General features: G+C 64.1%; 13 protein-coding genes. All 13 read left to right on the forward strand.

Going from position 1 to position 13,735, the window contains the following annotated elements; genetic code table 11:
- Positions 1–2: 2 nt before the first annotated feature.
- Entirely contained in the window at positions 3–2,189 is a 2,187-nt protein-coding gene (locus ACN9MB_RS02155) for a penicillin acylase family protein (RefSeq protein ID WP_426270626.1), read from the forward strand.
- Between the two features lie 13 nt (positions 2,190–2,202).
- Positions 2,203–2,595 (forward strand): GNAT family N-acetyltransferase, encoded by a 393-nt coding sequence (locus tag ACN9MB_RS02160; RefSeq protein ID WP_426270627.1) that lies wholly within the window; start codon positions 2,203–2,205, stop codon positions 2,593–2,595.
- A gap of 477 nt (positions 2,596–3,072) precedes the next feature.
- Positions 3,073–4,677, forward strand: coding sequence for a S8 family serine peptidase (locus tag ACN9MB_RS02165; protein WP_426270628.1), 1,605 nt, complete (start codon positions 3,073–3,075; stop codon positions 4,675–4,677).
- A gap of 183 nt (positions 4,678–4,860) precedes the next feature.
- On the forward strand, positions 4,861–6,177 hold the full coding sequence (locus ACN9MB_RS02170; protein ID WP_204636851.1) for a metal-dependent hydrolase family protein: 1,317 nt from the start codon (positions 4,861–4,863) through the stop codon (positions 6,175–6,177).
- A gap of 100 nt (positions 6,178–6,277) precedes the next feature.
- Positions 6,278–6,745: a DUF1348 family protein gene (locus tag ACN9MB_RS02175; RefSeq protein WP_426270629.1), complete on the forward strand. Its 468-nt coding sequence runs from the start codon at positions 6,278–6,280 to the stop codon at positions 6,743–6,745.
- 53 nt (positions 6,746–6,798) lie between these two features.
- Positions 6,799–7,149 carry a UBP-type zinc finger domain-containing protein gene (locus ACN9MB_RS02180; protein ID WP_426270630.1) on the forward strand — a complete coding sequence of 117 codons (351 nt, stop codon included), beginning with the start codon at positions 6,799–6,801 and terminating at the stop codon, positions 7,147–7,149.
- 39 nt (positions 7,150–7,188) lie between these two features.
- Complete coding sequence (locus ACN9MB_RS02185) at positions 7,189–7,605, forward strand: VOC family protein (protein ID WP_204636848.1); 417 nt, start codon at positions 7,189–7,191, stop codon at positions 7,603–7,605.
- Between the two features lie 27 nt (positions 7,606–7,632).
- On the forward strand, positions 7,633–7,974 hold the full coding sequence (locus ACN9MB_RS02190; protein ID WP_239535901.1) for a ribonuclease E inhibitor RraB: 342 nt from the start codon (positions 7,633–7,635) through the stop codon (positions 7,972–7,974).
- Between the two features lie 1,191 nt (positions 7,975–9,165).
- On the forward strand, positions 9,166–9,312 hold the full coding sequence (locus tag ACN9MB_RS02195; protein WP_204636847.1) for a hypothetical protein: 147 nt from the start codon (positions 9,166–9,168) through the stop codon (positions 9,310–9,312).
- A 17-nt stretch (positions 9,313–9,329) separates the two neighbouring features.
- Positions 9,330–10,148, forward strand: a complete 819-nt coding sequence (locus ACN9MB_RS02200) for a hypothetical protein (protein WP_204636846.1) — start codon at positions 9,330–9,332, stop codon at positions 10,146–10,148.
- Between the two features lie 81 nt (positions 10,149–10,229).
- Entirely contained in the window at positions 10,230–11,078 is an 849-nt protein-coding gene (locus ACN9MB_RS02205; protein ID WP_426270631.1) for a YihY/virulence factor BrkB family protein, read from the forward strand.
- A 180-nt stretch (positions 11,079–11,258) separates the two neighbouring features.
- A complete protein-coding gene (locus ACN9MB_RS02210) occupies positions 11,259–11,411 on the forward strand; it encodes a DUF3309 family protein (RefSeq protein ID WP_204636844.1) in 153 nt (50 codons plus the stop codon).
- Between the two features lie 125 nt (positions 11,412–11,536).
- Positions 11,537–13,642 (forward strand): catalase, encoded by a 2,106-nt coding sequence (locus ACN9MB_RS02215; RefSeq protein WP_426270632.1) that lies wholly within the window; start codon positions 11,537–11,539, stop codon positions 13,640–13,642.
- Positions 13,643–13,735: the final 93 nt, after the last annotated feature.

The raw sequence follows: 13,735 nt of genomic DNA on the forward strand, positions 1-13,735 counted from the left end.
CCATGACCATCGCCAAACGCTCGCTTTCGATCACTGTACTTCTCGCACTCGGCTACATCGGCAGTGCGCACTCGGCGCCTGCCGATGCCTCTCGCTGGAAAGCGGAAGCCAACGCCGTCACCGTCACCCGCGACGACTGGGGCATCGCGCACGTGCACGGCAAGACGGACGCCGATGCGGTGTTCGGCATGGCCTATACCCAGGCCGAAGACGACTTCAACCGCATCGAGACGAACTACCTCAATTCGCTGGGCTGGCTGGCCCAGGCCGAGGGTGAGCAGGCGATCTGGTCCGATCTTCGCCAGCAGCTGTGGATCGACCCGGCCGAGCTGAAGCAGCAGTACGCGAAGAGTCCCGCCTGGTTGCGTGAATTGATGAACGCCTGGGCCGACGGCCTCAACTACTACCTCGCGACGCATCCCGCGGTGCATCCGCGCGTGATCGCGCATTTCGAGCCGTGGATGGCGTTGAGTTTCAGCGAGGGCAGCATCGGCGGCGACATCGAACGTGTCTCGTTGAAGGAGCTGCAGGCGTTCTACGGAAAGTCCACCGATACCGTCGCTTTCGTCGATACGCCGTCGAGCTGGGTCGAGCCCACCGGTTCCAACGGCATCGCCATCGCACCGAAACTCACCGCCGATGGCCATGCGCTGTTGCTGATCAATCCGCACACCTCGTTCTTCTTCCGTTCGGAGCTGCAGATGTCGAGCGATGCGGGACTGGATGTTTACGGTGCAGTGACCTGGGGCCAGTTCTTCATCTACCAGGGTTTCAACAGGCACATCGGCTTCATGCACACCTCGACTACCGCCGACGTAGTCGACGAGTTTGCCGAAACCATCGTGCACGATGGCAACAAGCTCGGTTATCGCTACGGCAAGGATGTGCGCGCGGTAAGCACGAAACCGATCACCGTGCGTTACCGGCAGTCGGATGGATCGATGGCCGAGCGCCGCTTCACCACCTACGCCACGCATCACGGCCCGATCGTGCGCGAAGAGGGTGGCAAGTGGATCGCCACCGCGCTGATGAACAAGCCGATGGAAGCGCTGGAACAAAGCTGGCTGCGCACCAAGGCTACCGACTTTGCCAGCTTCATGAAGATCGCCGAGCTGAAGGCCAACTCGTCGAACAACACCATCTTTGCCGATGACAAAGGCGAGATCGCATACCTGCATCCGCAATTCATCCCCAAGCGCGACAACCGCTTCGACTACACCAAGCCCGTGGACGGCAGCGACCCCACCACCGACTGGCAGGGGCTGCTGCCGCTGGATGCCGCACCGCACCTGCTCAATCCCGCCAACGGCTGGATCATGAACACCAACAACTGGCCGTATTCGGCGGCCGGTCCGGACAGTCCCAAGCGCGAGAACTATCCGCGCTACATGGATAGCGTGGGCGAGAATCCGCGCGGCATCCACGCCACCATGGTGTTGAGCGACAAGCGTGACTTCACGATGTCCTCGCTGATCACCGCGGCATTCGATTCGTATCTGCCGGCGTTTGCGCGGCAGATTCCGATCCTGCTGAAGGATTACGATGCGCTGCCCGCGAACGATGCACTGAAGAAGAGACTCGCCGGACCGGTCGCCTTGCTGCGTGGTTGGGACTATCGCTGGGGCATCACGTCCATGCCTACGTCGCTGGCGGTGTTCTGGGGCGATGCGCTGTGGGACGAAGTCGACAAGTCCGACGTGTCCGAGGGTCTCTCCGTCTACGACATCATGGCCGAGCGCGCCGGTCCGCAAGCGCGGATCGAGGCATTGGCCGAAGCGACCCATCGCCTGGAGAAGGACTTCGGCAGCTGGGGCGTGCCGTGGGGCGAGGTGAATCGCTACCAGCGCATCAACGGCGACATCCAGCAGCCGTTCGACGACAGCAAGCCGAGCATCCCGGTGCCGTTTACGTCGTCGCGTTGGGGTTCGCTCGCCTCGTTCGGTGCGCATCGCTGGCCGGGCACGCGTCGCTACTACGGCACCAGCGGCAACAGTTTTGTCGCCGTGGTGGAGTTCGGCGACAAGGTGCGCGCACGCGCCATCACCGCAGGCGGTGAAAGCGGGCATGCGGATTCGCCGCACTTCAACGACGAAGCCGAGCGCTATACCACCGGCAATCTGCGCACGGTGTATTTCTGGCCGGAGGATCTGAAGGCGCATGTCGAGCGCAGCTACCACCCGGGCGAGTAAGAGAGCTTTATCCATGATTCGAGACGCATTACCCGAGGACGCCGAGCCGATCCGCCTGTTTCTCGCCGCCAACGGGTGGGCGCATCGCGTGCAGGATGCGCAGCGGTTTGCGCAGCTGCTGCAACAGTCCCAGCGCACGGCCGTCTGCGTCGACGACGGCACGGTGATCGGATTTGCCCGCGCCATCACGGACGAACTGTCCAACGGTTATCTGTCGATGGTGGTGGTGGCATCCGGGCATCGACGGCAAGGCGTTGGACGCGGGCTGGTGGAGCACGTCACGCGCGGCGGTGCGGATATCACCTGGGTCCTTCGCGCCGGGCGCGATGGTGCGGCCGAATTTTTCGCCGCGCTGGGTTTCGAGCCCTCGCTGGTGGCTATGGAGCGGTGCCGCCGCGGAAACTGAGCGGCAGCTCATCCGCCTCAAGAGCTTGCGATGCTAGATCGCAAGCAGAACGCCTACACGCACCTGTTATGTGAGCTTGCTCACATAAGCGATGCCTGCCCGGGGCGATGAAGGCAATTATTTGCGATTCCTTCACCGATGCCATGGATCAATGGCAGGGTCGCGGATTCGTGCGGCGTGGCGGCGCGAGGGGAGAACGAACGCGCGCCATTTCATGAGTGACCTGCGTGGCTGGCGGCCTTGCTTGCCGTCGGCGCGATGAGCGTCTGCGTCGGATTTTTGGGGTTTCCTGTTTCGTCGATTCGCTGCGCCATGCGCGGCGCGGGTTCGATTTGTCTTCGCGGTGGGCCATGGAGGACTCCCGCAGTCGCGGTAAACATCTACGTCGAAGGCTCGACGCATCGAGGCGCCGGCACGGTGGGATTCCGACAGGACGTCACGGGATCACTTCGACCTAACCTGCATGGGGAGTTCGAAATGGAACGTCATACTCACAAGCGTTGGCTGGTGGTTTCCCTGTTGATGGCATTGTCCGCTTCGGCGTCCGCCGCCGAGTTCGGCACGTCGCCGCCGCCGTTGGCCAACTTCGATGTAAGTCCATTGCAGAACGATCAGAGCTATAGCGGTTTCATCATCACGTACAAGGATGGCAGCACCGAACGCAGCAACGCGGCGATGGCGGTGCAGAACGTGGGAGTGGCGGTGTCGCGCGCGAAACTGAGCGCAGGCACGCTCGCCGCGCCGCGTGCGCTCACGGTGCGATACGAGCGCAGGCTGGCCACCGGTGCGGATCTGGTGCACACCGACCGCGCGCTGTCGGCGAGCGAGGCGGCGACGCTGATCAGGCAGATCGCTGCCGATCCCGCGGTTTCCTTCGTGGAACCGGAATACCTGCTCAAGCGCGTCGACGGCATTCGTCCGCAGGGCGCGGCCACCTTCACCGTGCCGAACGATCAGTACTACGCGGGCTACCAGTGGGATTACCTGGCGCCCAGCGGCGCGAGCTTCTTCGACAACACGCTCAACGCGAACGTGGCCAACTGGGGCGCCGCCAACATCCAGCAGGCATGGACGCTGGCCGATGGCACGGGTGTGACGATCGCCAGCCTCGATACCGGCGTCACCAATCACCCTGACCTGAATCTCTCGCTGGCCAACGCGGGTTACGACTTCATCACCAGCGCCTCCGTCTCGGGCCGCTCCACCAACGGTCGCGTATCCGGCGGTTGGGACACCGGCGACTGGACCACGGCGAACCAGTGCGGCTCGGGCCAGCCCGCCGAGGCGAGCAGTTGGCACGGCACGCATGTGTTCGGCACGGCGGGTGGCGAGATCACCAACAACAGCACGGGCATGGTGGGTACCGCCTTCAACGCACAGGTGGTGCCGGTGCGCGTGCTGGGGCATTGCGGCGGTTCGAATGCCGACATCGCCGATGCGATTACCTGGGCCTCGGGCGGTAGCGTGTCGGGCGTGCCGGCCAATGCGCATCCGGCGAAGGTGCTCAGCCTGAGCCTGGGTGGATCGGGCACCTGCCCGTCGAGCAGCGTGCTGGGCAAGGCGATCACCGGGGCGATCGGCCGCGGCGCCAGCGTGGTTGTGGCGGCGGGCAACAGCAACGCCAACGCCGCGAACTTCTCGCCGGCCAGCTGCGCCGGTGCCGTGGTGGTGGCAGCCACCGGCGTCACCAGCACGCGTGCGTACTATTCCAACTACGGCTCGATCGTGACGCTGGCCGCTCCCGGCGGCGGTGTGTACAAGAACGACGCCTCGAGCGGCACGCAGGCCACCACCGGCTTCATCTGGTCCACCATCAATGCGGGTACCACCACGCCGACCACGGCCACCTATGGCGGCATGGCCGGCACCTCGCAGGCCACGCCGCACGTGGCGGGCGTGGTGGCGCTGATGCAGAGCTATCGCCTCTCGCTCGGCAAGACCCTGCTGACGCCCGCGAAGGTGACCCAGCTGCTGAAGTCCTCGGCCACCGTGCCGCACGTGACCCCCAGCGGCAGCAAGCCGATCGGTTCGGGCATCGTCAACGCCTATGCCGCCGTGCAGGCGGCCGGCAGCCAGCCCTGATCGACCGCGGGACCGATGTCTCCCGCATCGGTCCCGCTTTTCCATCGTGCGGCATCGGTCATTCGTCACGGATGACCGATCCGGGTTTTACGGTAAGGTGGGGGAAGGGGGATATCGCAAGACCGTGGCGCAGGGCGCGGTGTCGGGTATGCCTCCCGACCCCATCTGTCCACGGAGATGCCCATGCGTTTGTCGCCCTTGTTTGCCGCCGTTGCGCTGTGTCTTGGCGCGGTTGCCCAGGTCCATGCCGATGACGCAGCGCCGCCCGCGCGTGTGGCCGTGCGCGCCGCCCATCTGGTCGATGTGAAGGACGGCACCGTGCGCGACAACCCGCTGGTGATCATCGAGGGCGAGCGCATCACCGAAGTTCGCTACGACGGACAGGTGCCGGCTGGCGTAAACGTGATCGACCTCGGCAGCGCCACGCTGCTGCCCGGCCTGATCGATTGCCACGTGCACCTCACCGGCGATCCGACCGAAGTGAAGGGCGACTACTACGAGGCGATGCTCAAGCGCAGCTCGTTCGATTCGGCCATCCTCTCGCCGACTTATGCCAAGCGCACGCTGGACGCCGGCTTCACCACGGTGCGCAACCTGGGTGCCGACGATTTCGTCGACGTGGCGCTGCGCAATGCGATCGATCGCGGCGACATTCCCGGCCCGCGCATGCTGGTCTCCGGACCGCCGCTGGGCGCCACCGGCGGCCACGCCGACGGCACCACCGGCTTCTCGCCCTGGATCACGTTTCACGACATCGATGGCGTGGCCGACGGTGTCGACGCCATCCGCCACCGCGTGCGCGAGAACGTGAAGCACGGCGCCGACGTGATCAAGTTCATGGCCAGCGCCGGCGTGCTCAGCATGGAAGCATCGGTCGGCGCGCCGCAGTATTCGCAGGAAGAAATGAATGCCGTGGTCGACGAGGCGCATCGCTGGGGCAAGAAGGTGGCCGCGCATGCGCACGGCGCCGAGGCGATCAAGATGGCCATCCGCGCGGGCGTCGATTCGGTCGAGCACAGCAGCATGATCGACGAGGAAGGCCTGAAGCTGGCCAAGCAGCACGGCACCTACCTGGATTTCGACGTCTACAACGACGACTACATCCTCGCCGAATATGCCAAGAAGGGCTTCCCGGCCAGCACCGTGGAGAAGGAAAAACTGGTGGGCCGCCTGCAGCGCGAGAACTTCCAGCGCGCCGTGAAGGCCGGCGAGAAGATGGCCTTCGGCACCGACGCGGGCGTGTACCCGCACGGCTGGAACGCCAAGCAGTTCGCCGTGATGACCAAGTGGGGCATGACGCCCATGCAGGCCGTCCAGGCGGCCACCGTGAACGCCGCGGATCTGCTCGGCATGACCGGCAAGGTCGGCCAGGTGGCACCGGGTTACTACGCCGACCTGGTGGCGGTGAGCGGCGACCCCATGAAGGATGTTGCGCAACTGGAACACGTCGGCTTCGTGATGAAGGGCGGCGCGGTGGAGAAGAACGAGATCAAGCGCTGAGCACCCCGAAAGCGGCGGCCCGGGCCGCCGCCTTCGCAGGACGTGGATGTTACCCTCTCTAAGCTCGCGCTCTGCTCAAGACCCATCCCTGAGGTGCTCCATGGAAGTCCGTCAGCCGGTTCCCCCGTTCACTGCCGAAACGGCGGCGCAGAAGGTGCGCCTGGCCGAGGACGGCTGGAACACCCGCGACCCCGCCAGGGTCGTGTTGGCTTACTCGCCCGATACCTATTGGCGCAATCGCGCGGAGTTCGTGCATGGTCGCGAGGAGGCCCAGGCCTTCCTCACGCGCAAGTGGAACCGCGAGCTCGACTATCGGTTGATCAAGGAGCTGTGGGCGTTCGAAGGCAATCGCATCGCGGTGCGCTTTGCCTATGAATGGCACGACGACTCGGGCCAGTGGTATCGCAGCTACGGCAACGAGAACTGGCAGTTCGACGCCAACGGCTTGATGACGCATCGGCACGCGTCCATCAACGATCAGCGCATCGACGCATCGGAGCGCAAGTATCATTGGCCGATCGGACGGCGCCCCGATGATCACCCGAGCCTGAGCGATCTGGGCTTCTGAGTCTTGATGACGCCGCTGCGATGCGGCGTTGGTCACTGAGCGAGGATAGGCGCATGCACGACACCGAGTCAGGCATCGATCTCGACGCCGAACCCAGCGGCGAAGGCTGCGCGGAATGCCTCAAGGCCGGCGGCTGGTGGCTGCATCTTCGCCGCTGCGCGCAATGCGGCCACATCGGTTGCTGCGACAGTTCGCCTAGCCAGCACGCGACCAGGCATTTCCGTGAGACCGGCCATCCGGTCATCGCCAACTTCGAGCCGGACGACGCCTGGTTCTACGACTACCGCAGCAGGCGCGCGTTCGACGGACCTACGTTGAAGCCGCCGTTGTTCCATCCGCTGGATCAGCCGACGCCGGGTCCGCATGGCAAGGTGCCGCGCGACTGGGAAGATCTGCTGCACTGAGCGTGCGGCCATCCCACTCATCACTGAAGAAGCCACACCATGCCAAGCACGAGCGCGTTGACCAGCGGCATCGACCACGTGGGATTGACCGTGAGCGACATCGAGCTTTCCCGTCGCTTCTTCGTCGAATGCCTGGGCTGGAAGGTGGTGGGTGGAAACCCGGGCTATCCCGCGGTATTCGTCTCCGACGGCACCTCGGTCCTCACCCTGTGGCAGGTCGATCGCACGGATGGCCATGTCGCGTTCGACCGGCGCAAGAATATCGGTCTGCATCACCTCGCCTTGCGCGTGCCATCCGAAGAGGCGCTCGATGCGCTGTTTACGCATGTGGCATCGTGGCCGGGCATCGAGGTGGAGTTTGCGCCCGAACCCGTCGGCAACGCCGGCAACAAGCACTGCTTCGTGCGCGAGCCGGGCGGCACGCGCCTGGAATTGCGTTTCAACGCTGCGGTATAGGTGTCCCCGGACAACAGGAGAATCGCTTTGAACGAATCCACGAATTTTCCTGACGACGAGAACGGCGAAGTGCTGCGGCAGATGGCCGAGCAGGGCGACGATCTGAGCGTGCCGCGCGAGATCGATTTCTCGGTGATCTTTCCTACCGAAGAGGCGGCGCTGAAGTTTGCCGTGCTGCTGTTGAAGAACGGGCAGAAGGTTTCGTTCTCGGAGTACGAAGAGGGTGATGGGTTGCCTTGGCAGGTGCAGGCGCATCCTTATATGGTTCCTTCGCACGAGAACATCTCTGGTTACGAGGAGCTTCTGGGTAGCGAGGCGGAGGTGTTTGGTGGTGAGAATGATGGGTGGGGATGTGAGGTGCAGGAGTAGTTGCTGCTTTGTTTGATGGGCAGGTTGGCTGTTGTTCTTCATCACAACGGAAGCTGGAGGTGCTTTTCAGCAGCCGAAGGCTGGTTATCCAGTTTCGTCGGTCTTCGATTGTTGCGATTCCGCGACCTGGCTCGCCTGCGGCGGCTTCCGTCCTCCTGCCGGAGGCCGGGTCACTTTCTCTTGCTTGCCCAAGAGAAAGTAACCAAAGAGAAGGGCCCCCCGGATGACGCGCCTTCCGGGCCTGCGGCCCTCCAGGTGCGCGGGTGGGCTCCGGGGTTTTTCGACAGGGCATCCTGCCCTGGCGAAAAACTGGCCCGCATCCCTGCGGGCCACCCTCCGGGCTTTCCTCCACCCACCCGCCGCGTCATACGGGGACCCCTGAGAGCCAAGAGCCAAGAGCCGAAGCCAAGAGCCAGAGCCAAGAGCCAGAGCCAAGAGCCGAAGCCAAGAGCCAGAGCTGCAGATCTACTGTGGGAGCGCACTTGTGCGCGACAAGCCTACGAAGCGGCAACGCCACGGCGCTGCAGTCGCGCGCGAGCGCGCTCCCACAAGGTCGCGGTATCTAGCTTTAACCTGTTATCTCTTGTGGGAGCGCACTTGTGCGCGACAAACCTACGAAGCGATAACGCCACGGCGCTGCAGTCGCGCGCGCGCGCGCTCCCACAGACAAGCGCAGCTCGCTGGCGGAGGTGGCTAAGGCCGATGTGAAGCGAAGCCGCTCTTCAGATCCTCAGCGATACTGGTGCCTTGAGGTATCGGCTGTGAGGCCTGCGAAGGTCGGCCCGTAGAACCTCGCGTCGACCGTTCGGGGCTAGCCCGATGCTGCGAGCTTCTGAGCTCATCCGCTCGATGATGAAAAGTCATCGCCGTCGCCCGCACTTCAGGCGGCGCGAAGGGAAGCTCGCAGTCGGCATGGACGCTTTCCGCAAGAACGAGAGCAAGGATCGAGGCAGCGAAACGTTGCATGGGGTGACTCCGTGGATGAAGCGCAGGCTCCCATGTGCGACAGATCGCAGCCATCCGTTTCTTGCGCACGCCTCATCCACGCCGCGGTCGCCGAATGGGAAGCGCGGATGACTGGCAGCAAGCTCCCCACATCGATCTCTCGCGTTTCTCACACGTTGTCCACGGAATCGGTCGCATGGTCGACCCACATGCGGCATGTCCGCAGTCGACTTGCAGGAGCAAACCATGAGTGACGTCATCGACCAACAGGCCAAAGAATCGGCTGAGCCTGCCCAGCGGCAGAAGGGCGGCATCGGCTACGTGTTGCTGTGGATTCTTGGTGTTCCTCTTCCCGTGCTGATCCTGATTGCACTGGTCCGTGGCTGCGCCTGACTACAGGGAGAATCCTCATGGCTACGACTGCCTATAGCAGTACGATCGAAAGCGATCCGTTTGCGCAGATGCGCTGGAGTGCGGTCTTTGCCGGCTGGTTCGTGGCGACCGGCATCGCCATCGTTCTTTACGGTGCCGGCCTCGCGCTCGGTTTCAGCGCATTCGATCCGCACAATGTCCCGGCCGCTGCCAAGGGCGTGGGCATCGGCACGATCATCTGGATGGTGCTTACCTGGGCCGCCTCGCTGTTCGTCGGCGGCCTGTTCGCGAGCTGGTTCGACGGGCGCGCGGACGAAACCATGGGCAGCCTGCATGGCGTCACCGTGTGGGGCGTGGCGATTACCACCAGCGCGCTGTGGTTGGCGCTCACCCTCGGTCAGCTCAGCCACCAGCACAAGCCTGGGCATGACGATGGCGGCGCAATGGCCGCGGTCAGCAACGAGCCTTTGGCGGTACTGCGCACCGATGTGCACCGCACGCTGGCCACGCAGCGCGACAGCCGACCGGATGGACAGACGGAAAAGGCCTTGATCGCTGCCCTGTTGGCCGGTCACACCGACACGGCGCGCGCCATCCTGATCGCGCAAACCGAGATGCCTACCGACGTGGCAACCGCTCGGGTCACCACCTGGCTTCCTGTCGTCAATGCGGCCAGCGACCAGATCAAGAACGACGCCGAGCGTGTGAAGCACTACGCCGCCGTCGGCATGCTGGGCCTGTTGCTGAGCGGCATCGCGGGCCTGATCGCCGCCGCGCTCGGCGGTTGGATCGGCGCACGGCAGATTCATCGCGTCTATCACCTGCGCCGCTATGAAGGTCGCCCCTATCGCGACTGACTTGCACGGGTAAATGCAAACGGCAGCGCTCAATGGCGCTGCCGTTTGCCGCTTATCGGTTGAAGCGCTCAAGACGGCGACATGAACAACAAGATCTACGTGGTCGTTAAATCGACGGTCGACGCGTTCAGCGACGACGAGCTGCTGACGCGGGCCGCCGCGCTGTCCTTCTACGCCGCGCTGTCGCTGGCGCCGCTACTGTTGTTGCTGGTGTGGAGCGTCTCGGCCGTGAGGCCGGATTGGGCCGGCGGCGTCACCCAGATGATCTCTACCATCGCCGGCGAACGAGCCGCCTCGGCGATCAACGATGTGCTGGGCGCGGTGCGTAACCGTCCGATGACGGGCAGCGTGGCCGGCTTCGTGAGTGTGGGCATCACGCTGTTCAGCGCGACGGCGGTGTTCGCGCAATTGCAGGGCACCTTGAATCGGGTGTGGCGTGTGAAGCCCGAGCCCGGCGCCGCGATCGGCGCCTGGCTGCGCGCGCGGGCACGGGCGGTGGCGTTGCTGGCGGGAATCGGCTTTCTGCTGGTGATCTTCTTCATCATCGGCACGTTGATACGCGCGCTGATCCCGGAAGAAGGCGCGGTGTGGAAGGTGCTGGGTTCCATCAGCGGTTTCGTGGTGCTCTTCATCGCGTTCTGCGCGATGTACAAGGTGCTGCCGGATGCGCGGGTCGACTGGTCCGATGTGACGCTGGGCGCCTTCATCACCGGTACGTTGCTGCAGATCGGCAAGTACGCGATTGGCTTCTATCTGCTGCGCGCCAATGTCGGCAGTGCCTACGGTTCGGCGGCGGGGTTGGTGGTGCTGCTCACCTGGACGTACTACTCGGCCGTGGTGGTGCTCACCGGCGCGTCGTTGACGCGTGCCCTGGCCGACGCATTCGGCAAACCGATTCGACCCAGCGCCCACGCGGTGCCCATCGAGTAGGGCGACGCAATTGTTGGATAAGCGCTAACCAAACGCATGGCGCGTCTACACATCTTGCGTGTGCGGATTTGACACGCCCGTTATCTGAACGCGTACAACCTGCACCGCGCAGTATCTGGCGGTCTCAGGCGCACTGCGCCTCGAGGCACTCCGTTTCATCGCAGGCACCCGGGAGCAACCATGTCACTCATCCTTCTCATCATCGTACTTGTGCTCGTCATCGGTGCATTGCCGTCCTGGCCGTACAGCCGTGGCTGGGGCTATTACCCCAGCGGTGGCCTGGGCCTCATCCTGCTGATTCTGTTGATCCTGTTGTTGATGGGTCGCATCTAACCGGCAGACCAGCGGCTGGGTGCGAATGACGAACGCAAGCACGACAGCGGGTTCACGCGACACGGACCAGCATGGGCGCTCGTTTCCTCGTTCGCATCCAGCCGAGTTCCGCCGGAGGTAAGACCATGGCTTCGAAAAAGCTCGCGCCCAGCCCTGCAAAAAAAACGCCTCCGTCCGCCGAGCCACCGGCAACCGATCGCGGTACCGGCGATGAGCTGCATGAACACGCTGGTGGCCAGCATCCGGTATTGACCACCAACCAGGGCATTCCCGTATCGGACAACCAGAACTCGCTGCGCGCATCGCCGCGCGGTCCGACGCTGCTCGAAGACTTCGTTCTTCGCGAGAAGATCACCCATTTCGATCATGAGCGCATTCCCGAACGCATCGTGCATGCGCGCGGTACGGCGGCGCACGGCTATTTCGAGCTGAGCAAGTCGCTCGCGGCGTATACCAGAGCCAGGATCCTTACCGAAGTGGGCGTGAAGACGCCCGTGTTCACGCGCTTCTCGACCGTCGCCGGCGGTGCCGGTTCGGTGGACACGCCGCGCGACGTGCGCGGCTTCGCGGTGAAGTTCTATACCAAGGAAGGCAACTGGGATCTGGTGGGCAATAACATCCCGGTGTTCTTCATCCAGGATGCGATGAAATTTCCCGACCTGGTCCATTCGGTGAAGATGGAGCCCGACCGCGCGTTCCCGCAGGCCGGCTCCGCCCACGACACGTTCTGGGATTTCATTTCGCTGATGCCCGAGGCGATGCACATGATCATGTGGGCGATGAGCGATCGCACGATCCCTCGCTCGCTGCGCATGATCGAAGGCTTCGGCGTGCACAGCTTCCGCCTGGTGAACGCCGATGGCACATCCACCTTCGCGAAGTTCCACTGGCGGCCCAAGCTGGGCATCCAGTCCACCGTGTGGGACGAAGCGGTGAAGCTGCAGGCGGCGGACAACGATTTCCATCGGCGCGACCTGTTCGAGGCGATCGAAGGCGGCCACTACCCCGAATGGAACCTGGCCGTGCAGTTGTTTACCGAAGAGGACGCGGCGAAGTTTCCGTTCGACCATCTCGATGCCACCAAGTTGATTCCCGAGGAACTGGTGCCGCTCACGGTGATCGGCCGCATGGTGCTCGATCGCTGGCCGGACAACTTCTTCGCGGAGACCGAGCAGGTGGCCTATTGCCCCGCGAACGTACCGCCGGGTATCGACTTCTCGAACGATCCGCTGCTGCAGGGACGCCTGTTCTCGTATCTGGATACGCAGCTGTCGCGCCTGGGCTCGCCCAACTTCAACCAGATCCCGATCAACGCACCCAAGTGTCCGTACGCGAACCTGCAACGCGATGGCCATATGCAGATGCAGGTGCCGAAGGGACGGGTGAACTACGAACCCAGTTCGCTGCAGCCCGATTCGCCCCGCGAGGTGCGCGAGGGTTTTCGCAGCGCCACAGTGGCAGCGGACGACGGTGCCAAGGGCCGCATCCGTGCGGAGAGCTTTGCCGATCACTACAGCCAGGCCCGGCTGTTCTTCCGCAGCCAGAGCAAGCCGGAGCAGGCGCATATCGCCTCCTCGCTCACCTTCGAGTTGTCCAAGGTGGGCACCGCGCACGTGCGCGAAGCCATCGTGGGCCATCTTCGCCATATAGACGCCGATCTCGCGCAGCGCGTGGCCAACGGCCTAGGGCTGGCCGAGCTGCCGCCGGCGCCGCCCGCGGCCGTTGCGCCCATCGATATGCCGCCGTCGCCCGCGTTGCAGATCATCGGCAAGATGAAGGACACGCTGGAGGGACGCGCCGTCGGCATCCTGGTCGATGACGGCTCGGACGTCGCCGCGGTCAAGGCGCTGCGCAAGGCGGCTACGGACGCGGGCGCCACGGTCAAGCTGGTGGCGCCAAGGCTCGGCCTCGCCCTGAGCGACGGCAAGCGGATGAATGCGGATGGACAGCTCGCCGGGACGCCTTCGACGGTATTCGACGCCGTGGCCATCGTGCTTTCGGAGGAAGCCGGCAAGCGCCTGGCCAAGAACGGTGCCGCGGTGGATTTCGGGCGCGATGCGTTTGGCCATCTCAAGGCGATTGCGGCCGATGCGGGAGGCCAGCAGGTACTCAAGGCGGGCAATGTGGGCAAGGACGCCGGCGTGGTCGACGCGGGCGACGTCAAAGCCTTCATCAAGGCCGCCAAGACACGCCAATGGGATCGCGAGCCGAAGGTGCGGCTGCTTGCGTGATGTAAAGGTCACCGGGCTGGGCGCCGATATCGCGGCGCCCACGTCACCTTTGACTCTCGACGGTTCGACAGCTCGTTCACTGCATGGCACGCA

Origin of the sequence: Dyella kyungheensis, assembly GCF_049913195.1 — a bacterium.
GTDB classification, from domain to species: Bacteria; Pseudomonadota; Gammaproteobacteria; order Xanthomonadales; family Rhodanobacteraceae; genus Dyella; species Dyella kyungheensis.